This is a genomic window from Lentzea sp. DG1S-22 (assembly GCF_036321065.1).
Classification (GTDB): domain Bacteria; phylum Actinomycetota; class Actinomycetes; order Mycobacteriales; family Pseudonocardiaceae; genus Lentzea; species Lentzea jiangxiensis.
The window spans coordinates 6288233-6308474 of record NZ_CP143276.1; the positions used below are offsets into that span (position 1 = coordinate 6288233).

Annotated in this window: 20 protein-coding genes; 11 read left to right on the top strand and 9 right to left on the bottom strand. The window is 71.4% G+C overall.

Annotation, left to right across the window (positions count from 1 at the left end; genetic code table 11):
• Nucleotides 1–10 precede the first annotated feature (10 nt).
• Nucleotides 11–1654: a glycosyl hydrolase family 28-related protein gene (locus V1227_RS29500; RefSeq protein WP_329788628.1), complete on the top strand. Its 1644-nt coding sequence runs from the start codon at nucleotides 11–13 to the stop codon at nucleotides 1652–1654.
• Here V1227_RS29500 and V1227_RS29505 read toward each other — a convergent pair.
• The gene (locus tag V1227_RS29505) at nucleotides 1649–3343 is read right to left on the bottom strand and encodes a hypothetical protein (protein WP_329788629.1); all 1695 of its coding nucleotides are present in this window, start codon (nucleotides 3341–3343) and stop codon (nucleotides 1649–1651) included. The genes V1227_RS29500 and V1227_RS29505 overlap by 6 nt on opposite strands.
• Complete coding sequence (locus V1227_RS29510) at nucleotides 3340–4908, bottom strand: hypothetical protein (protein ID WP_329788630.1); 1569 nt, start codon at nucleotides 4906–4908, stop codon at nucleotides 3340–3342. Before V1227_RS29510 ends, V1227_RS29505 begins: the two co-directional genes overlap by 4 nt.
• An 88-nt stretch (nucleotides 4909–4996) precedes the next feature.
• Between V1227_RS29510 and V1227_RS29515 the strand changes: the two genes are divergently transcribed.
• Entirely contained in the window at nucleotides 4997–5389 is a 393-nt protein-coding gene (locus V1227_RS29515; protein ID WP_442916555.1) for a sterol carrier family protein, read from the top strand.
• On the opposite strand, the gene V1227_RS29520 is transcribed toward V1227_RS29515, so the two are convergent.
• Nucleotides 5386–7356 (bottom strand): alpha/beta hydrolase, encoded by a 1971-nt coding sequence (locus V1227_RS29520; protein ID WP_329788632.1) that lies wholly within the window; start codon nucleotides 7354–7356, stop codon nucleotides 5386–5388. The two genes, V1227_RS29515 and V1227_RS29520, sit on opposite strands and share 4 nt — an antisense overlap.
• Nucleotides 7353–7676: a type VII secretion target gene (locus V1227_RS29525; protein ID WP_236220788.1), complete on the bottom strand. Its 324-nt coding sequence runs from the start codon at nucleotides 7674–7676 to the stop codon at nucleotides 7353–7355. Before V1227_RS29525 ends, V1227_RS29520 begins: the two co-directional genes overlap by 4 nt.
• Before the next feature lie 95 nt (nucleotides 7677–7771).
• On the opposite strand from V1227_RS29525, the gene V1227_RS29530 reads away from it, so the two are divergent.
• From V1227_RS29530 to arfB, 6 genes are all read left to right on the top strand, one after another.
• The gene (locus V1227_RS29530; RefSeq protein ID WP_329788633.1) at nucleotides 7772–8518 is read left to right on the top strand and encodes a maleylpyruvate isomerase N-terminal domain-containing protein; all 747 of its coding nucleotides are present in this window, start codon (nucleotides 7772–7774) and stop codon (nucleotides 8516–8518) included.
• Nucleotides 8518–8823, top strand: a complete 306-nt coding sequence (locus V1227_RS29535; protein ID WP_329788634.1) for a hypothetical protein — start codon at nucleotides 8518–8520, stop codon at nucleotides 8821–8823. The genes V1227_RS29530 and V1227_RS29535 overlap by 1 nt, the downstream gene beginning before the upstream one ends.
• 137 nt (nucleotides 8824–8960) lie before the next feature.
• Complete coding sequence (purF, locus tag V1227_RS29540; protein ID WP_236220785.1) at nucleotides 8961–10466, top strand: amidophosphoribosyltransferase; 1506 nt, start codon at nucleotides 8961–8963, stop codon at nucleotides 10464–10466.
• 30 nt (nucleotides 10467–10496) lie between these two features.
• Nucleotides 10497–11558: a phosphoribosylformylglycinamidine cyclo-ligase gene (purM, locus tag V1227_RS29545; protein WP_329788635.1), complete on the top strand. Its 1062-nt coding sequence runs from the start codon at nucleotides 10497–10499 to the stop codon at nucleotides 11556–11558.
• A 53-nt stretch (nucleotides 11559–11611) separates the two neighbouring features.
• Nucleotides 11612–12748: a SigE family RNA polymerase sigma factor gene (locus V1227_RS29550; RefSeq protein ID WP_329788636.1), complete on the top strand. Its 1137-nt coding sequence runs from the start codon at nucleotides 11612–11614 to the stop codon at nucleotides 12746–12748.
• Nucleotides 12749–12757: 9 nt separating this feature from the next.
• A complete protein-coding gene (gene arfB / locus V1227_RS29555) occupies nucleotides 12758–13180 on the top strand; it encodes an alternative ribosome rescue aminoacyl-tRNA hydrolase ArfB (protein WP_329788637.1) in 423 nt (140 codons plus the stop codon).
• Here the strand turns inward: arfB and V1227_RS29560 are convergent.
• Nucleotides 13163–13834 carry a response regulator gene (locus V1227_RS29560; protein WP_090102561.1) on the bottom strand — a complete coding sequence of 224 codons (672 nt, stop codon included), beginning with the start codon at nucleotides 13832–13834 and terminating at the stop codon, nucleotides 13163–13165. The genes arfB and V1227_RS29560 overlap by 18 nt on opposite strands.
• The gene (locus V1227_RS29565) at nucleotides 13831–15369 is read right to left on the bottom strand and encodes a sensor histidine kinase (protein ID WP_329788638.1); all 1539 of its coding nucleotides are present in this window, start codon (nucleotides 15367–15369) and stop codon (nucleotides 13831–13833) included. The genes V1227_RS29560 and V1227_RS29565 overlap by 4 nt, the downstream gene beginning before the upstream one ends.
• A 130-nt stretch (nucleotides 15370–15499) precedes the next feature.
• On the opposite strand from V1227_RS29565, the gene V1227_RS29570 reads away from it, so the two are divergent.
• From V1227_RS29570 to V1227_RS29580, 3 genes are read left to right on the top strand one after another with little or no spacing between them, the layout of a single operon-like run.
• Nucleotides 15500–16468 carry a Bug family tripartite tricarboxylate transporter substrate binding protein gene (locus V1227_RS29570; protein ID WP_329794144.1) on the top strand — a complete coding sequence of 323 codons (969 nt, stop codon included), beginning with the start codon at nucleotides 15500–15502 and terminating at the stop codon, nucleotides 16466–16468.
• Complete coding sequence (locus tag V1227_RS29575) at nucleotides 16465–16983, top strand: tripartite tricarboxylate transporter TctB family protein (protein ID WP_329788639.1); 519 nt, start codon at nucleotides 16465–16467, stop codon at nucleotides 16981–16983. Before V1227_RS29570 ends, V1227_RS29575 begins: the two co-directional genes overlap by 4 nt.
• Nucleotides 16984–18498 (top strand): tripartite tricarboxylate transporter permease, encoded by a 1515-nt coding sequence (locus tag V1227_RS29580; protein WP_329788640.1) that lies wholly within the window; start codon nucleotides 16984–16986, stop codon nucleotides 18496–18498.
• 46 nt (nucleotides 18499–18544) lie between these two features.
• Here V1227_RS29580 and V1227_RS29585 read toward each other — a convergent pair whose 3' ends face one another.
• From V1227_RS29585 to V1227_RS29595, 3 genes are all read right to left on the bottom strand, one after another.
• Nucleotides 18545–19054 carry a BTAD domain-containing putative transcriptional regulator gene (locus V1227_RS29585; protein ID WP_329788641.1) on the bottom strand — a complete coding sequence of 170 codons (510 nt, stop codon included), beginning with the start codon at nucleotides 19052–19054 and terminating at the stop codon, nucleotides 18545–18547.
• On the bottom strand, nucleotides 19051–19317 hold the full coding sequence (locus tag V1227_RS29590; RefSeq protein ID WP_329788642.1) for a hypothetical protein: 267 nt from the start codon (nucleotides 19315–19317) through the stop codon (nucleotides 19051–19053). The genes V1227_RS29585 and V1227_RS29590 overlap by 4 nt, the downstream gene beginning before the upstream one ends.
• Nucleotides 19318–19699: 382 nt before the next feature.
• Nucleotides 19700–20062, bottom strand: a complete 363-nt coding sequence (locus V1227_RS29595; protein ID WP_329788643.1) for a hypothetical protein — start codon at nucleotides 20060–20062, stop codon at nucleotides 19700–19702.
• Nucleotides 20063–20242 lie beyond the last annotated feature (180 nt).

A 20242-nucleotide genomic window follows, 5' to 3' on the forward strand; every position in this document is an offset into this window, starting at 1 on the left:
AGACGGCGAAATGAACATCGACAGACGACGATTCCTGCTGGCCGCGGGGGTCGCGCTGGTCGGCTCGCCAGTGACGGCGGGGACTGCCTCGGCAGCGTCCCCCGCCTCGCTGTGGTCGGAGTTCGTGGCGAACCCGTACGACCACCCGCAGATCCCCAACGTCGCCTACGCCGGTTACCGGACCGGTGAGAAACCCGGTCGCAGGCCCGTGCTGGCGAACGTGCTGTTCTTCGGCGCCCGCCGCGACGGCTCCGCCGACGCCTCGGCCGCGATCAACCGGGCGGTCGAGTTCGTCGGCGGGCTGGGCGGCGGCACGGTCCTCGTCCCGCCGGGCCGGTACCGGATCGACGACATCATCCGCATCGGCTACGACAACGTCGTGCTGCGCGGCGCGGGCAGTGCGAAGACGACCTTCTACGCGACCCGCTCGCTGGAGGAGGTCGTCGGCGTCAACCGCAGCCGCTACGGCTCGGAGAACTCGGCGTGGAGCTGGTCGGGCGGCCTCGTGTGGGTCTGCCACCGCGACCGCTACCGGCCGCTGGTCGACGCGATCAAGGCGAGGAGGTGGCCGTTCGAGGGCTGGACCGGCAACGAGCTGGAGGCGGGTGAGACGCTCACCGCCGTCACGGGCTCCGCGGCGCGCGGAGCGTTCGTGGTGACCGTCGAGGACGGACGGGAGCTGCGTGCCGGTCAGCGCGTGCTGCTGCGCCTGGACGACGACGGCTACTCGCTGCCCAGGCACATGTGCGGCGACGTCCCCGGAACGTCCACCTACCGGTGGGACGACAAGGACAAGCTGCTGTCGTACTTCCCGTTCCTGTGGCCGGTGCGCGTGGAGTGGGTGCGGGGCAACAGGGTCAAGCTCGCGCAGCCGCTGCCGCTGGAGATCCGCCCGGAGTGGGAGCCGCGCCTCACCACGATGGCGCCGGTCGTCACCGGTGCCGGCGTCGAGGGCATCCGGATCGAGATGGTCAAGGTTCCGACGCCGAAGCACTTGCAGGACAAGGGGTACAACGGCCTCGCGTTCCAGTGCGCGTGGGACTGCTGGGCCGACGACGTCCACGTCCACGACGTCGACAACGGCTTCCTCCTGGTGTCCTCCAAGGGGATCTCGCTGCTGAACACGCGCGTCTCCGGCCGTGGTCACCACCACGCGTACGCGACGCGCGAGCAGTCGCACGACAACCTCACCGACGGGTTCGTGATCGAGGCGCCGTCCGAGCCCTCGCAGGCGGGCGCGGGCAACCACGGCCTGAACGTCGAAGGTCTGTCGTGCGGCAACGTCTGGACCCGCGGCCGCATGGACCACGACGTCTTCGACACCCACCGCGGTCTGCCGTTCGCCAACGTCCGCACCGAGATCACGATCAACAACGTCGGTGCGCACGGCGGCAGCGCGAACGCGGGTCCGTTGTACGGCGCCCGGTTCGCGCACTGGAACGTCACCGTCACCAACCAGCGCGCGGGCAACGTCCGCATCGACCAGGTGGCGCCGTGCAGCGCCACGGTCGCGATCTCCGAGGTCCGCGACTTCGGTCAGGTCGACAAGCCGGACTTCACCGGCGAGCTGAACTCGCGCCTGGAGCTGTACGGCACGACGGACGTGACGCCGCGCAACCTGTACGACGCGCAGCGGAAGCTGCGCCGGTCATGACTCGGCCATCCTGATCGGCAACGACCACACGACGTCGTTGAGGTCGGTGGGGAGCACGACCGCCTCCACCGACCGCCCGATCCGCCTGGTCCAGCCGGTGCCGGTGAGCTCCAGCCGGTACGACGCGTACTCGCTCGGCGTCGTGTCGGACAGCAGGAGGTGCTGGCCGTAGGTCCGTCCCGCAGCGGCCAGGGTGGCCAGGACCTCCGCGAACTCCGGGCGCTCCGCCAGGAGCCCGTGCACGCCGTCGACGCAGACCAGGAGCTCGGGCAGCACGAACCCCGCTGCCCGGTGCTCCCAGATGGTGCGGTGCCGGGCGTCGGCCAGCGCCGCGGTGCGCAGTTCGTGGTCCACGAGCAGGTCGACGATGCCGTGCCGCACGTGCGGTGCGCCGTCCAGGCCGGCGAAGATCCCGCCGCCGTGGAAGTCGACCAGGACGACCTGGAGGTCCTGCGGTGAGTGCCGCAGCATCTGGCCGAGCACCAGCGCGCGGATGCCCTCCGCCCGGCGCCCGTCCGGTGCGACGACGTCGCCGTGCGGGCCCATCCCGTCCTGGAGGTGCTGGGACTTCAGGTCGATCTCGACCGGCTGCCCGTGCTCGTCCACCCCGACCGGGACCCGGTACTGCAGCTTCACCGGCCGCGGCCGCCACGAGTGGGCCGGCGCCTCGTGCAGGGTGGCGAAGTCGGGGACGGGCTCGGGTTCGTGCATCGACCGCGGCAACGACTCCGCCGCCTCGTCGAGGTTCGCCGGCACCTCGCAGTCGCCGATCGGCCGGGCCACGTCGTGCGGTGCGTCGAGCAGCAGCTGCATCCCGGACTGCCGGACGTCCCGCGCGATGGTGAGGAGTGCCTCGCCGAGCTCCGTGGCCGCCAGGTCGGCGAAACCGGTGACGCAGACCAGCAGCTGCGGCAGCACCTGGTCGAAGCCGCGGTGGTCGAAGATCGTCCAAGTGTTGCCGACGACCTCGAGCCGGCGTTCCGACTCCGCGCGGAGCTCGGCCGCGATCCGGGCGGGATCCCCCGCCGCGTCACGGTGGTGCGCCACCACGTGCGGAGCCCGGTCGAGCCCGGCGAACGCGTCGGTGTCGTGCGCGTCGATGAAGACCGCCTGGAACAGCTTGGGCGAGTGCGTGGTCATCAGGCCCAGCACCAGGCTCCGGAACGTCCCGCGCGCGGGGGCGCTCAGGTGCGAGCCCGTGCGCCACTTCCCGTCGGCGAAGTGGGTGAGCCGCACCGCCACCGGTTCCCCGCCGGGACCCACGCCGACCGGGACCTTCCACCACCGCCCCTTCCACGAGAGCGCCTTGGTGAAGCGGGTCATCCCGTGCAGCGCCAGGAAGTCCAGCACCTCGACCCGCAGCGGCACCCGGTCCGGCAGCTCGTCGAGCGACCGCGCGGTGACGACCACCCGCACGTTCCACGCCGCCGCGGCGATCCAGCGGACGGAGTCGGCGAGCCCGGGATCGGTGTCGCTGCAGTACTTCCAGTCGTCGACGAGCAGCGTCGCGCCCGGCTCCGCGCCCCGTTCGAACCACGCCAGCAGGTTCTGCCGCCGCCGCTCGTCACCGGGTTCGAAGGTGACCGCGACACCGGGCGAGGCGCCCCGCCCGATGCGGTAGACGCCCTGCGTCCCCGCGAGGCGGCGCGTGACGAGTGCGGCCGGTCCGATGAGCGCGAGGTGGTTCACGGCAGCGCTATCCGCGCCTGCTGGAGGTCGGGCCAGGACAGGCAGAAGCCGGGCCGGTCCGGCACGAAGGCCGCGCGGTGCGGAGCGAACTTCGAGGTGGCCGGGTCGTCGAGCCGGAACTCGACGGCGAACGCCAGGCTGTCCTGGATGAACCGCGGCACCTCGTCCCACGTCCGCGCGGTCACGACGACGTGGCGCTCCGGGTCGATCGGCTCACCGGGGCCGTCGAGCAGCTGGTACCTGTGCACCTCGTCCCCGAGCACGGTCGCCAGGGTGCGCAGGGTCGTGCTCTTGCCCGTCCCCGGGCCGCCGACGATGGCGCCGTGCCGCCGGTGCTCGTCGAAGTGGACGATCATGACCGCGAGGCGTTGCTCGAACGGCAGGTCCACGATGCCGATGCCCCCTGGCGGCAGCATGCTCAGCCTGAGCTCCTTCCCGCTGTCGTGCAACGGCGGCGGGACGATCGGGCGGGCGGGCGGACCGGACCCCGCCAGCGCCCGCGGGAGCACGTCGGCCCACTCCTCGAGGTCGTGCGGCGGCACCCCGGAGGGCCACTCCGACCTCACCGACGCCCGCAACCCCTCGGGGAACGAGTCCCCCGAGCAGAGCAGGTAGACGCCCAGGACGCGGCCCGCGCTCGTGACGGTGTTCAGGGCGTCCGCGAAGCGGGGGTGCCGCCGCAGCACCACCTCCGCGCTGTCCACGCAGACCAGCAGGGCGGGCAGCGGTTCGAGGTCCTCACCCGCGAGGACCTTGGCGCGGTAGTCGTGGAAGTCGCGGCACCCCCCGGCTGCGCGCAGCAGCTCCTGCCGCCGGGCGATCTCGCCCTGGAGGCCCTGCCCGAACCGCTCGAAGGTCTCGGCGCTGTCGCCGCCGTTGAGGCTGAAGGCCATGTGGGGCGCGTGTTCCAGGCCGTCGAACACGCCGATGTCCGCCATGTCGACGCAACCGATGTTCAGGTCCGCCGGCGAGTGCGTGACCATGAACCCCAGCAACGCGGTGAGCACCTTCTGCTCCCGTTGCGCCGGCGGACCGACGTAGGCACCGAGGTAGCCGTCGCCGTCCACGCTGACGTGCAGGTACACCGGCCAGCCGCGGTCGTCGGAACCGACGGCGACCCTGAGGTCCCGGTGCCGGTGCTTGTTGCTCAGGTCGGGCTCGATGCCGTGCAGCGCCAGGAAGTCCGTGGCCTCGCCGTGCAACCGGCGCCGCAGCCGGCCGGGGACGTCCGCCCACTTCCGCGCGGTGACGACGACCTGCACGCCCTGCGCGGGCCCGAAAGCGGCGATCCACTCGACGGTCCGCTCCAGCCCGCGGTCGAACTCCGCGCACAGCGCCCAGTCGTCCACCAGCAGCACCGCACCCGACGGCGCCCCGCGCTCGAACCAGTCCAGCAGGCTCCGGCACCCCGGCTGGTCGGAGGGGTCGAACGTGGCCGAGACCGGCAACGGGTCCGCACCCCGCCCGATCCGGTAGACCGAGATGTCCGGTGCCGCCGCCAGGGCGGCCGTCAGCCGCTCCCTGGTCGCCTGCCCGGGGCCGACGACGGCGAAGTTCCTGATCACCGTTCAGATATACCAACAGCCCCGAGAGCGCCGCTGGCCCTTCGCTAATGTGGGCGGCGTGCCAGCCAGAGCCGTCGACCCCGCCGAGATGCGAGCAGCGGTGCAGGCCGTGCTGCCGTGGCTGCGCGGTGAGGCTGACCAGCCGGAACGGCCCGTGCTCGCCGCCGCGGTCCGCCTGAGCCTGCGCACCCTGGAGCAGATCGCGCCCGGCCGCAGCGTCGAGGTGCGCGTGCCGCCGTTCGCCGCCGTGCAGTGCGTCGAGGGCCCGCGCCACACCCGCGGCACGCCCCCGAACGTCGTCGAGACCGACGCCCGCACGTGGCTCGAACTGGCGACCGGCAGCCTCGAGTGGGCCGACGCCCTGGACGGCCGGGTCACCGCGTCGGGGACCCGCGCCGACCTCTCACCCCTGCTGCCGGTCGTGCGCTTCCAGGAACCGGGCCAGAACCAGGAACCGGGCCAGAACCAGGAACCGGGCTAGAACCAGGAACCGATCGTCTTCGCCACGCCGCCGACACCCTCGACGACGTCGCGGCCCAGCTCGACCGCGTTGCCGACGGTGTCGACCACGACGTCGCCCGCGTCGCTCGCCACCTCGCCTAGGGTGTCCACGGCGTGGCCCGCCGCGTCACCCCAGCGGCCGTTCGAGATGTCGTCCACGACCTGGCCGCCACCGCGCCAGACGTCCTCGCCGATGTCGGCGACCTCCTTGCCGGTGTTGACGCCCCAGTCGATGACCGGGCCCGCCACCGGCAGGTCCGAACCGGGCACCTCGCGCGGGGTGGGGGCGTCCTGCCAGCGCTGCTCGGTGACGCTGCCGCCCTCGCCGTTGGCGATCTTCGCGATGTTGCCGAGCGACTCGGTGCCCTTGTCGTAGTAGGACGAGTGGGCGTGCCCGATCCACGACTCGCCGGACGTGCCGAACGTCTTGGCGCCGAACGAGGAGTCGTAGGGACCGGTGGACGAGCCGTCCTCGGTGAACCAGTCACCGCTGGTGGCCTGGATGACCGGGTCGTGCTCCGTGCCGCCGACGTAGACGTGCCCGGCGCCGGCCGAGAGCTGGTCCACGTTGGACGCGCCGACGCCCGGCGAGCCGACGAACACGATGTCGTCCGCCTTGAGCCCGTTGTCCATCGCCGAGTAGCCGACGACCGTGCTGCCGTAGCTGTGGCCGACGACCGTGACGTGCGCGTCCGGGTTGGTCGTGCGGTAGCCCTCGACGTCCTTCGCGAGGATCGCGCCACCCTCGCGGGCCTGCTCCGGGTCGTTCACCTGGCCGGGCAGGAACTCCGGCGCGTCGTAGCCGAGCCACTGGATCGCGGCGCCGTTCGGTCCCATCTCGCCGCTGAGGTTCGCGGCCTGGTCGAGGCCGAAGCTGCTGAGCTTGGACGTGGTGCCCGGCACGCAGACCGCGACGTTCTCCGCCGTGTCGGGGTTGCCGAACGAGACGGCGATCGCGCCTTCCTTGGCACCCGCGCCGTCCGGGCTCCACGCGAGGACGTACGCCTTCTTGCCGTTCTCGTCGCTCAGCGAGTCGGCCTTGCCCAACGCGCCGACCGCGTCGTCCGCGTTCTTCGCCCGGCGCGCGGCTTCGTCGTACTGCGACATCAGCTGCGAGCCCTGGGCGTCGTTGCGCAGCGCCCGCTGGCCCTCCGGCGAGTTCGGGTCGACGCCCAACTCGCGCGCACGGTCGGCCAGCTGCTGCTCGAGCTGGTCCTTCTCCGCGTTGAACCGCGCCGCGTCCTCGGGGATCCGCTTGCGGTTGGCGAAGTCGAGCACGTCGGCGGGCAGGCCGCGGAGCTGGCCGAGCTCCTGGTACTTCGTGTTCTTGAGCGCTTCCTGCTGCGCGGGGCTGAGCGACTTCCACCAGTCGGCGACGGCCTTCGGGTCGCTGCCCGGCGGCGGCACGGGAGGCAGCGGGCCGGAGGCGCCGGCGCGTTCGGCGGCACGGCTCCAGCCGCTGTCGGTGCGCGCGGACTGCTCGAAGCCCGGCGGGATCCTGGTGAGGGCGCTCGCGTACGAGCGCAGGACGTTGTCGTAGCCCGCCTTCACCTTGGTCAGGTGCTCGTTGACCTGCTGGGCGAGCTGGCGGGTCTGCTCGGCGTCCAAGCCGGGCGGACGGCCGCGCCAGACGCCGATGGCCTGGTCGGCGGCACCGCGCATCTGGCTGTAGGCGCGCGAGGCGGCCTGGACGATGTCGACGCCGGCACCGAGCCGGTCGACGGCGGCCTTGGCGGCGGTGGCGGACAGTTCGGCGCGCGCGGTGAACCGGGTGGCGGTGTCGCCGACCCAGCTGCTGACCGCGGTCTTCCCGCCCCTGGCGACCGACTCACCGGCTCGCCCGACCGCGCTGATCGCGCCGGTGATGGGGTCGGCGGCGGCGGCGATCCGGCCGGCGTCGCCCGAGGCGAGCTTGCCGTACAGGCTCTCCGGGTCCGTGTAGCTCACTTGCCGCCCCCAAACCCGGAGAAGAGCTTCTTCAGCACCGCCGCGTGGTCCTCGTCCGTGCGCTGGTACGCGTCGGCGTTCGACACCAGGCCCTCGGCGGCGTCGTTGATCCAGGCGGACCCGCGCTGGAGGTCCTGGGCGTGCTTGCCGACGAACTCCGCGAGCGCGCCGGCGAACTCGGCGGCGCCGTCGACCTCGCCCAGCGCACCGGGGTCCAGCCGCAGCATCGAGATCATCTCGGCCGCCTCCCGCACCGCGTCGGAGCCGTTGCCGAACTCCTTGGACGCGTTGCGCAGCAGCTCTGGCTCAACGCCGAACATCGCCACCCCCGTGTTGGTCCTCGGTCACTGCGACGCAGTCACATCATGGCCGGTTCCCCACTCGTGCGATGAACGTTTCGGGCACGATGTCGCTCATGGTGCAGACAGGGTGGACGGCCGAGCGGTGGACCGCTGTGTTCGTCGAGCAGGCGGAGATGTTCCGCAGGGCGGTGGCGCAGGCGGACCCCGCAGCCGAGGTGCCGACCCGCCCCGGCTGGACCGTCGGGGACCTGGTCATCCACGTCGGGCGCTTCCTCGAGACCTCGACCCCGTACCTGCGCACCGGCAGCCGCACCGCGATGCGGCCGCCGGAGCCGCGGGCCGGCCTGGCGCCGCTCGAGTACCTCGACCTGCAGATCACCGCCGCCGCGGAGGTCCTCACCGCCGTGCCGGGCAACCGCCCCGTCTGGACGTTCTCGCCCGCGGCGCCCGACCTCGCGTGGGTGTGGCACCGCCGGATCGCGCACGAGGCGGTGCTGCGCCGGTTCGACGCCCAGACCGTCGTCCGCCAGGTCGTGGCCACGGACGCCGACCTGTGCGTGGACGGCATCGACGAGGTGCTGACCACGATCGTCGCGGCCAAGCTCGACGGCGACGTGCCGAACATGGTGTCGGGAAGCGCCGTCGTGCGGCCGACCGACGTGCCCGAGTCGTGGCTGATCTCCCTGGCCCCGGACGAGGCGCCGCGGATCCGTGCCGCCGCCCCCGGCGAGGAGGGCGACGCGCAGGTGACCGGTGAGGCCGAGCTCGTCTACTTCTGGCTGTGGAACCGGATGAACTACCGGGAGATGACCGGCGACCGGCGCGTGCTGGACGTCCTGCAGGTCGGGAGGGGGCACTGATGCGCGGGCTCGCCGTGGTCCTGACGTGCTGCCTCGCGGTGACCGCGTGCGGCGGCAGCGACAAGTTCGAGGGCGACGTCAGGTTCAAGGTCACCAAGGCGGACTCCGAGGGCTACGAGCTCGTGCTGGCGCAGGAGCAGCCGAGGGCCATGATCAGCGACTGGTACTCGGGCCGGGTCCTCGCGAGGGAGTTCTCGGGTCCGGTGGCGGTCGGCGACGAGGTCGTGTGCCACGTCGCGCAGCAACGGGTCGACGAGAAGCACGTCTCGACCCGCACCCAGATCACCGGCTGCAAGAAGGCCTGACGGGGCGGCCCGGGTGCCGGTCCGCTCCCGCGGGCATGAGCTTCATCACCTCACCAGGGGTCTGATGGGGGTGGTTGGCCCCCTGCGCCACATACACTCGGAAGCGCAGCCAGCCCCGTCGTGAGGGAGCCAATTCGGTGGTCGACGACCATTCCCCGTCCGAACAGGAACCCCGTGAGGAGTGCGGCGTCTTCGGCGTCTGGGCTCCCGGTGAAGACGTCTCCAAGCTGACCTACTACGGCCTCTACGCCCTGCAGCACCGCGGTCAGGAGGCGGCCGGCATCTCGGTCGGAGACGGGGCCCAGGTCGTCGTCTTCAAGGACCTCGGGCTCGTCAGCCAGGTGTTCGACGAGCAGGTCCTGCAGTCGCTCAAGGGCCACGTGGCCGTCGGGCACTGCCGCTACTCCACCACCGGGTCCACGACCTGGGAGAACGCCCAGCCGACGTTCCGCACCACCGCCGCGGGCTCGGGGCTGAGCCTCGGCCACAACGGCAACCTCGTGAACACCGCCGAGCTGCTGGAGAAGGCCAAGGCCCTCGGCATCACCAGCCGCAACGGCGCCACGACCGACTCGGACATCCTGACCGCGCTGCTCGCGCACGCGGCCGCCGACAAGGGCATCGAGCAGGCCGCCCTGGAACTGCTCCCGACGGTCAAGGGCGCGTACTGCCTGACCTTCTCCGACGAGTCCACGCTGTACGCGGCGCGCGACCCGCACGGCGTGCGCCCGCTGGTCCTCGGCCGGCTGGAGCGCGGCTGGGTCGTCGCGAGCGAGACCGCCGCCCTCGACATCGTCGGCGCGAGCTTCGTGCGCGAGGTCGAGCCCGGTGAGCTGATCGCGATCGACGAGGACGGGCTGCGGTCCACCCGGTTCGCGACGCCCGAGCCCAAGGGCTGCATCTTCGAGTACGTCTACCTGGCGCGGCCGGACACGACGATCTCCGGGCGCGGCGTGCACGCCACCCGCGTCGAGATCGGCCGCCGCCTCGCCAAGGAGCACCCGGTCGAGGCCGACCTGGTGATCCCGGTGCCCGAGTCCGGCACTCCGGCCGCGATCGGGTACGCGCAGGCCAGCGGCATCCCGTACGGGTCGGGCCTGGTCAAGAACGCCTACGTCGGCCGGACGTTCATCCAGCCGTCGCAGACCATCCGCCAGCTCGGCATCCGGCTGAAGCTGAACCCGCTGCGCGACGTCATCCGCGGCAAGCGGCTCGTCGTCGTGGACGACTCGATCGTGCGCGGCAACACCCAGCGCGCGCTCGTGCGCATGCTGCGCGAGGCCGGCGCCCTCGAGGTGCACGTCCGGATCGCGTCGCCGCCCGTGAAGTGGCCGTGCTTCTACGGCATCGACTTCGCCTCGCGGGCCGAGCTCATCGCGAACGGCCTGGACGACGACGGCATCCGCCGGTCGGTCGGCGCCGACTCGCTGGGCTACGTGTCGCTGGAGCAGCTCATCGCGGCCACCGAGCAGCCCAAGACGCGGCTGTGCTCGGCGTGCTTCGACGGCGAGTACCCGATCGAGCTTCCGCAGGACGCGCTCATCGGCAAGCACCTGCTCGAGGGCCTCAAGGGTGTCTCGGGCTCGGCGGCTCCCGTCCTGCCGAACGGCTATGGTGCCGAAGACGCCCTGCGTCGTCCCTAGGCACCCGATATCCAAGTGGAAGAAGTTGACGTGACCGACAGCGCCAAGGCCACCTACGCCGCCGCCGGAGTCAGTATCGCCGCAGGTGACGAGGCGGTGGAGAAGCTCAAGCCGTGGGCGGCCAAGGCGCACCGGCCCGAGGTTCTGGGCGGCATCGGCGGCTTCGCGGGCCTGTTCCAGCTCAAGCTCGACCGCTGGAAGGAGCCGGTCCTCGCCTCGTCGACGGACGGCGTCGGCACCAAGATCGCGATCGCGCAGGCGCTCGACAAGCACGACACGGTCGGCATCGACCTGGTCGCCATGATCGTCGACGACCTGGTCGTGTGCGGTGCCGAGCCGCTGTTCGTCCAGGACTACATCGCGGTCGGCCGGGTCGTCCCCGACAAGATCGCGGCGCTGGTCAAGGGCATCGCCGAGGGCTGCGTCCAGGCCGGCTGCGCACTGCTCGGCGGCGAGACGGCCGAGCACCCCGGCCTGATGGGCGACGACGACTACGACATCTCCGGCACGGGCGTCGGCGTGGTCGAGCAGTCGAAGCTGCTCGGCCCGGACAGGGTCCGCGACGGCGACGTCGTGATCGCGATGGGCTCGTCCGGCCTGCACTCGAACGGCTACTCGCTCGCGCGGCACGTGCTGCTGGAGATCGCGCGCATGCCGCTCGAGGGCCACGTCGAGGAGTTCGGCCGCACCCTCGGCGAGGAGCTGCTGGAGCCGACGAAGATCTACGCCAAGGACTGCCTGGCGCTGATCGCCGAGACGGAGGTCCGCGGGTTCTCGCACGTCACCGGTGGTGGCCTCGCCGCGAACCTGGCCCGCGTGCTGCCGCAGGGCCTGCACGCGCAGCTCGACCGCGGCACCTGGACGCCCGCGCCGGTGTTCCAGCTCATCGCCCAGCGCGGCCGCGTGGAGCGCGGGGAGATGGAGAAGGCGTTCAACATGGGCGTCGGCATGGTCGCCGTCGTCGCGCCCGAGGACGTCGACCGCGCGCTGGCCGTGCTCACCGCCCGCCACGTCCCGGCGTGGGTGCTCGGCGAGATCACGAAGTCCGAAGAGGGCGGCGCCGCCCTCGTCGGCGACCACCCGCGTTTCTGAGGCAACCTCCTGAGCCGGTCGTCGCGTACCAAGCGGCGACCGAGGAGGGGCACTTGGACCGGGACCGCGAGTTCGGGGAGTTCGTCGACGCACGCGCTCTCGTCATGCGCCGCACGGCTTATCTGCTGTGCGGCGACTGGCACCGCGCGGAGGACATCGTCCAGCAGGCGTTGATCAAGATGTACGTGGCCTGGTCGCGCGTGCGCAAGGACAGCGTCGACGCCTACGCGCGCAAGGTGCTCGTGCGCACCGCCATCGACGAGACCCGGCGCGGCTTCTTCCAGCGCGAACGCATCGTCGACACCGTGCCCGAGAGCGCGGTCGTGGACACCACGACCGACCTGGACCTGCGCGAGGCGCTCAACGCGCTGCCCGCCGGGCAGCGCGCTGTCGTCGTGCTGCGGTACTGGGAGGACCTGAGCATCACCGAGACCGCCCGCATCCTCGGCAGGACGGAGGGCACGGTGAAGAGCCAGGCCGCCAAGGGGCTCGCCGCGCTGCGCGACCTGCTGGAGGACGAGCCGGCGTCGCGCATCCACACCTCCGAGGTGATCCGGAGGGGCCGGACGAAGCTGGTGCGCCGCCGCACCGCGATCGCGGGCGCGCTGGCGTTCGTGCTGCTGGCGGGGTTCGGCACGGTCGGCTACCTGGCGTCGCCGCAGAAGGCGAGCAGCAACCAGGTGAGCGAAGCGGCCCCGGTCCTCGACCAGAACGCCCGGCTCACGGTGATCCTGCGCAATGCCGGAGTCGTCCCGCCGGGCGTGAAGGCGGAGGACGTGCCGGGAGCGAAGGCGCTGCAGTTCTTCGAACGCGACGGAAGGCGCCAGGCGGCGGCGTTGCTGGTGGACGCGCAGGGTTCCAGCGCCCTGACGGTCCTGCTGTACCGCGATCCCGGCGCGAAGGCCCCCGCGTGCCTGCCCGAGGAGGGCGCGGACTGCCGGATCGAGAACGTCGACGGCATCGAGGTGCGGTCCAGCCTGTCGCGCCGCGAGGACGGCCTGCTGGCGCACGACGTGCGCGCGTACCGCCCGGACGGCACGTACGTCGAGATCCGCAGCACCAACCTCGGGGCGTTCGTCCCCGACGTCCCCGGTTTGTCCGACTGGAGCTCCGCGCCGAGCAGGCCGGCCCCGGTCCTCGGCAGGGACGCCCTGATAAAGATCGCGACACTGCCGGGCCTCACCTTCTAACCTGGAGGCATGAACGACGTGGCCGTGACTCGGACGCTGGTGGTGCCGGCGTCCGAGTTGCGCGAGCGTTTTTCCAGGTCGGGTGGGCCGGGCGGGCAGGGGGTGAACACGGCGGACAGCCGTGTGGAGCTCTCGTTCGACCTGGCTGCCTCGCCGTCGATCCCCGATCACCTCAAGGCCCGGATGCTCGACAGGCTGGCGGGCCGGCTCGTCGACGGCGTGCTCACGATCGCCGCGTCCGAGCACCGCGCGCAGCTGCAGAACCGCGCCGCGGCCCGCGAACGCCTGGCCGCGGTCCTGCGGGCCGCCGCCGCGCCGCCACCGCCGGTGCGCCGGGCGACGAAGCCCACCAAGGGCTCGAAGGAACGGCGCATCGCCGGGAAGAAGCGGCGTGCGGAGACCAAGCGCGGCCGTTCAGGCTCCTGGGACTAGCGCGTAGATCCGTTCGGGGCGGCCGGTTCCGCCGTACCGCAGCCGGACCTCGGCCCGTCCCGTCGACACGAAGTGCTCCAGGTACCGGCGCGCGCTCACCCGCGCGACGCCGGTCGTCGAGGCGCACTCCGACGCCGACAGGCCCTCCGGGCGCGACCTCAGGGCACCCTCGACGAGCCGCGCCGTCTCCGGCGTCAAACCCTTGGGCAGCAACGGTTTCGACGTCGGTCGCGCACCGAACACCTGGTCCACGTCCGCCTGCCCGGCCGAGGCGAGCCCGCGCAGCTTCTCCCGCAGCGCCGCGAAGTGCGCGAGCTGGTCGCGCAGCGCCGAGTGGTCGAACGGCTTGATCAGGTAGTGCAGCACGCCACCGCGCATCGCACTGCGCACGGTGTCCACGTCCGTCGCGGCGGTGATGACGATGACGTCCACGTCCTCGTTGGCGCGCAACGACTTCAGCACTTCGAGCCCGTTCACGTCCGGCAGGTAGACGTCGAGCAGCACCAGGTCCGGCTTCAGCGACGCGACCAGCCGCAACGCGTCCGCGCCGTTGTGCGCGACGCCCACGACCTCGAACCCCTCGGTGCGCGCCACGTACCCGCTGTGCACCTTGGCCACCATGAAGTCGTCGTCGACGACCAGCACCCGGATCACCAGGGCAGCCTTGCCGTGAAGACCGACCCGGACACGCTCACCGAACCGCCGCGGCGCAGGCAGGCCCGCCTGATCAGCGCGAGCCCGATCCCGCGTTCGCCGTGCGACGCCGCCTTGGTCGTGAAGCCGTGCCGGAACACCTCTTCCGCGAGCTCCGGAGCCACGCCCGGACCCGAGTCGCGCACCACGACCTGGACCTCGTCGTCCAGCTGCACCACACCCACCTCGATCCACTTCCCCGCGCCGTCGGAGCTCAACGAGCTCAGCGCGTCCAGCGCGTTGTCGACGAGATTTCCCAGCACCATCACCAGATCCGCCGACAACGCCTCGTCGACCCTGCCCAGCACGCTGTCCGGGGCGAGCCGCAGCGCCGTGCCGCGTTCGGCCGCGAGCGACGCCTTGGCGATCAGCAGCGCGGCCACGGCGGAGTCGCCGATCGCCGAGCCGACCTCGGTCCGCCACTGGTCCTGCGCCGAGCTGATCTGGTGAATGTAGTGGGTGACCTCGTCGTACTCCTTCAGCGCGATCAGGCCGGCGATGGTGTGCAGCCGGTTCGCGAACTCGTGCGCCTGCGCCCGCAGCGTGTCCGTCGCGTGCTGCGAGGCGTCGAGCTCGTGCTGCAGCGCGAGGAGCTCCGTGCGGTCCCGCAGCGTCACGACCGCGCCCTCGCCACCCTCGATCGGCATGCGGTTCAACGTCAGCACGACGCCCTGCCGCAGCACGAGCTGGTCGACACCGGTCGCACGGCCCGTCAGCACGTCGCGCAGCCGGTCGTTGAGCTCCAGCTCCTCGACCGAGCGGCCGACCGAGTCCTCCGGCAACGCGAGCAGGTCGCTCGCGTGGTCGTTGACCAGCGTGATCCGGTTCTGACCGTCGAGACCGACGACGCCCTCGCGGATGCCGTGCAGCAACGCCTCGCGGTTCTCGACCAGCGCGGTGATCTCGTGCGGCTCCAGCCCGAGCGTCTGGTTCTTGACGCGGCGCGCCAGCAGCAGTGAGCCGGTGACGCCGATGATCAACGCGATCGCCAGGTAGCGCAGCACGTCGACGGGCTGCTCCAGCGCGCCGGCGAAGACGCCGGGGTCCTCCGCGCCCGCGACCACCATGCCGTTGACCCTGCGGCTGACCGGGTCGAACACCGGCACGTGCGCCTCGATCGAGTCGCCGGCCGTGCCCGTCCAGGACCGGCCTTCGAGCGCGGTCGTCCTCGTGTCCAGGGTGGACCCGATCTGCGCCGGGTCCGGCGAGGCGATCACGAGCCGCCGGTCGTCGAGGATCAGCACGTAGGAGGCGCCGGACAGGCTGCGGGCCGTCTCGGCGGGCGCGGACAGCTCGCGCCAGTTGCCCATCCGCTCCTGGACCAGCGAGTTCGCGGCCACCGTCTCCGCGACCGCCAGCATCCGGCGTTCCTCGTTGGAGCGAAAGTTGCCGCCCGTCTGGACGACCGTCAGCGCGCCCACCGCGACCAGCAGCAACGTGACGACTACGAGTTGCCAGGCGAGGAGCTGGCTGGCCAGGGAACGGCGGCGGCGCATGTCACCTCCCGTGACCAAAAAGACCGAAAGAAACCTTAAAAGCGCAAGAGCGACATCCAGGTTTACACGAGTGCAACATGTCCAACCACGCGGACGAGAGGCGGGGATCACAGTGTCGGTGAAGGTGTGGGTGGCGGTGGCGACGGCGTTGCTCGCCGTCCTGCTCGTGCCACCGCTGCTGACGCCGGGTGCGGACAGCGGCGAAACGAACCAGGTGCGCGCGCTGCGGGTGCTGGTGCCGAACGCGCCCGGCGGCGGGTACGACATCACGGCCCGTACGGCGGCGAAGGCCATGGAGGACGCGGACCTGCTGCGCAACGCCGAGGTGTTCAACCTCCCCGGCGCGGGTGGCACGGTCGGGCTCGGGCGCACGGTCGGTGAGCGCGGCAACGGCAAGCTGATCATGTCGATGGGCCTGGGCGTCGTGGGCGCGGTGTACACGAACAAGTCGCCGAACTCGCTGCTCGACACCACCCCGATCGCGAAGCTGATCGAGGAACCGGACATCGTCGTGGTGGCGAAGGACTCGCCGTACACGTCGATGCAGCAGCTCGTCGACGCCTGGAGGGCCAACCCCGGCACCGTGACGGTCGGCGGCGGTTCGGCTCCCGGCGGTCCCGACCACCTGGCGCCGATGCTGATGGCGAAGGCCGTGGGCCTGGAGCCGAAGACGGTCAACTACATCCCGTTCGACGGCGGTGGCGAGCTGCTCGCGTCGGTGCTCGGCGGCAAGGTCGCGTTCGGCGTCTCGGGCGTCGGCGAGTACCGCGACCAGATCCAGGCCGGGACGCTGAGGGTCCTCGCGGTGACGAGCGGGGACCGCATCGAGGGCATCGACGCGCCGACGCTGCGGCAGTCCGGTGTGGACGTCGAGTTCACCAACTGGCGCGGGATCGTCGCGCCGCCCGGCATCTCGCCGACCGACAGGGCGAAGCTGGTCGAGGTCTTCCAGAACCTGCAGAGGACGCCGCAGTGGAAAGAAGCGCTGCAGCGCAACGGGTGGACGGACGCCTTCGCGCCGGGAGACGAGTTCGGGACCTTCCTGGACAACGAGAACAAGCGGGTGGCAACGGTGCTCAAGGACTTGGGGCTGGCATGACGACCGTGACGAAGCCGGAGCGCAGGAGCTGGCTCCGCGAACACTCCGAGCTGGGCATCTGCGCCCTGCTGGTCGTGCTCGGCGTGCTGGTGCTCACCGACGCGCTGCGCATCCCCACCGACTTCGCCCAGCGCGGTCCCGTCGGCCCGAAGGCGGTGCCGATCCTCGTGGGCTCGCTGCTGCTGGTCGTCGCCGCGCTGCTGGCCCGCGACGTCCTGCGCGGCGGCAAGGGCGAGGCCGAGGCGGGCGAGGACGTCGACCTGTCCGCCCCCGCCGACTGGCGCACGGTCCTGCTGCTGTGCGGCGCCTTCCTCGCGAACGCCGCCCTGATCGGCGTGGTCGGGTTCCCCATCTCCGGCGCGATCCTGTTCTGGGGCGCGGCCTACGCGCTCGGCAGCCGCAACCTGGTGCGCGACCCGCTGATCGCGGCCGGTCTCTCGATCTTCACGTTCGTGATGTTCAACAACCTGCTCGGCGTCCCGCTCCCCGGTGGCCCGTTGATGGAGGTGTTCTAGGTGGAACAACTGCTCGACGGCTTCGCCACCGCGCTGACGCCGACGCACCTGCTGCTCGCCGCCGTCGGCGTGCTGCTCGGCACCGCGATCGGCGTCCTGCCGGGCATCGGCCCGGCCATGGCGGTGGCGCTGCTGCTGCCCGTCACCTACGGCATGGAGCCGACCGGCGCGTTCATCATGTTCGCGGGCATCTACTACGGCGGCATGTTCGGCGGCTCGACCACGTCGATCCTGCTCAACACGCCGGGTGAGAGCGCCGCGGTAGTGGCGGCGTTCGAAGGCAATCCCATGGCCCGCAAGGGCCGGGGTGCGCAAGCGCTTGCCGCGGCGGCCATCGGCCACTTCACCGGCGGCATCATCGGCACGGTCCTGATCGTCCTGCTGGCCCCGTTCGTCGCCAAGCACGCCGTCGACATCGGCGCACCGGACCTGTTCGCCGTCATGGTGCTCGCGTTCATCGCCGTCACCTCGGTGCTCGGCGCCTCGCGGATCCGCGGCTTCGCGTCGTTGCTCATCGGCCTGACGCTCGGCCTGGTCGGCCTGGACGAGATGACCGGTCAGCAGCGCCTGACGTTCGGCTCGCTGCACCTGGCCGACGGCATCGACATCGTCGTGGTCGCCGTGGCGCTGTTCGCGGTCGGCGAGGCCCTGTGGGTGGCCGCCCACCTGCGCCGCAAGCCGTTCGAGCCGATCCCGGTCGGCCGCCCGTGGCTGTCGAAGGCGGACCTGAAGCGCACCTGGAAGCCGTGGCTGCGCGGCCCGGCGATCGGCTTCCCGTTCGGCGCCATCCCGGCCGGCGGCGCGGAGATCCCGACCTTCCTGTCGTACGTGGCGGAGAAGCGGCTCTCCAAGCACAAGGACGAGTTCGGCAAGGGCGCCATCGAGGGCGTCGCGGGCCCGGAGTCCACGGCGTCGGCCTCCGCCGCGGGCACCCTGGTCACGATGCTGACCCTGGGCCTGCCCACCACGGCGGTCGCGGCGGTCATGCTCGCGGCGTTCCAGCAGTACGGCATCCAGCCCGGCCCGTTGCTGTTCCAGCGCGAGTCCGGCCTGGTGTGGGCGCTGATCGCGTCGCTGTTCATCGGCCTCACCCTGCTGCTGGTCCTGAACCTGCCGCTGGCCCCGCTGTGGGCGAAGCTGCTGCGCATCCCGCGGCCGTACCTCTACGCGGGCATCCTGTTCTTCGCCTCGGTCGGCGCCTACGCGGTCAACGCGGACATCTTCGACCTGCTGCTGATGTTCGTGATCGGCCTGCTGGGCTTCGGCATGCGCCGCTACGGCCTGCCGGTGCTGCCCGCGATCATCGGCGTGATCCTCGGCCCGGCCGCGGAACAGCAGATGCGGCGCTCGCTGCAGCTCTCCGACGGCTCGCTGACCGGCCTGGTCAACAGCCCGATGGCGGTCATCGTCTACGTCGTCATCCTGGTGATCCTGTTCTTCCCGCTGATCAGGAAGTTCCTGCCGAAGACCCCCGCCGCGGCCGCCGCGCCGGAGCGTGAGAAGATGGACGCCTGAACGCGTCGTGTGCAAGCCCCCGCCCAGGAACCGGGCGGGGGCTTTCTCATGCGCTGCGCACGATCAGGATCGCGAACGGCTTCTCGTCCTCGGGCCCTCTGACGGCGAGCTCGGTCTGCTCGCGCAACGTCGCCCACAGCTCCATCACGCGGGCGACCTGCGGTTCCGGCAGCCCGCAGATCGTCACGAACGTCCGCACCTGCTCGGGCTTCGTCGGCAGCCTGGCGCGCTTGAGCAGCGAGTAGACCTGGCTGCGCGGCAGCACCTGCCCCGCCCGCCGCGACAGCTCCGGCAGCGTCAGCCCGGACCGCGCGTGGATCGTCCGCAGCAGCTCGACGAACTCCGCCTCGGTCGCGGCCCGCAGCTCCGCGGTCGACGTCGCGACCAGCGGCCGCACCGGGTCGGGCCCGATGCCGAGCTCGGCGGTGAGCAGTGCGCTCACCTCGCGGTACGCGGCGATCGCCTCCGCCCGCCGGCCCGGCCGGGACAGCCCGGACACTAGCTGGGACCAGAGCCGGTTGAGGCGCTCGAGCGGATCGCCCTCCGGGTAGGTCATCGCTGCTCTTCCTGCCAGATCACCATCGGACCGGCGGGCGGCAGCGGGCCGAACCTCGCGGTCAGCGGCCGGCTGCCGCCCAGCGCGACCGTCACGGCCAGGACCGCGCTCGTCGTGGCGATGGCGGCGACCGGCGAGTGGCCCTGCCCGAGCATCCAGCCGGTGAAGGGAAACGCGAGCGCCGCGAGCAGCACGGTGCTCGATCCGGAGGGGGAGCACCGCCGGCGGGGGTGCAGAGCCCCGCTGTAGGGGGTCGTGGTCATCCGAAACTCCTGGGGTGGGGCCCGGCGCAGGCGTCACCGTGCGCCGGGTGGACCAGCTGATTGGCAGAACAACGAAAAGCCGGATGCCGGAAATCGTCTGCGCGGTCAATTGGCGTTGCCGCGGACTGTGCGACAGAGCGGCTCGACCACGAGCATGTCACTCACACGGGTGATTGCCAACCGAATCGTCGTCCAGGTTTTTCCGCGTGCCGTCCATCGGCGTGCAAAGCCGTCCAACGACGTCCAAATGTCCACTTTTTGGCATGTTCTCAGGAGCTTCTGACCACGTCCGGGGACAATTGTTCGGAACGACAACGTCCAATGTCGTCCAACTGTCTAGTCGTAACCCGTGGGCGACGTTAGGCTCGCGGACGCCGGAATGCTACTCCGGTGGTGAGAAGCCCCTGGCCGAGCTTTGGACCAGCTGAGCAGCGGGGTGCGGCCTCCTGTTGGCGCGGGAGGCCGTCACGCGCCGCCACTGACCGACCCACAGCTCCTGCGCCTCCTCCGGCTCGCCGCAGCCGGTCAGGAAGGCTCTCAGCGCTTCCTCGTGCTTCGGCATCCGATAGGTGCACATCGCGTGCGCGGAGCTCTTCGCCAGGACCAGGCCGCCGGCGTTGTCCGAGACCTGCCGGAACGACAGCTCCCTGGATCTGCGCAACCCGTCGAGAGCGCGGATGAATTCGCAACCGGTGGCGGCGCGGCATGCCGTCGCGAACGGACTGTCGTCCTCGCTGGGCGACATCGTGGTCGATCCTCCTGCTTGCGGCGTTCCTCTCCCTTTCCCGCGACATCTGTAACGGGCAGCGGCTTGCCCGCGAGAAAGAAGGAGAGTTGTTCGGCTGTGAACGCGGATACTACCTGTGTGTCCAGCGTCTTTGTCGAGCCGATGATCCGCGCACTGCTATTCCATGATCGGCGAACC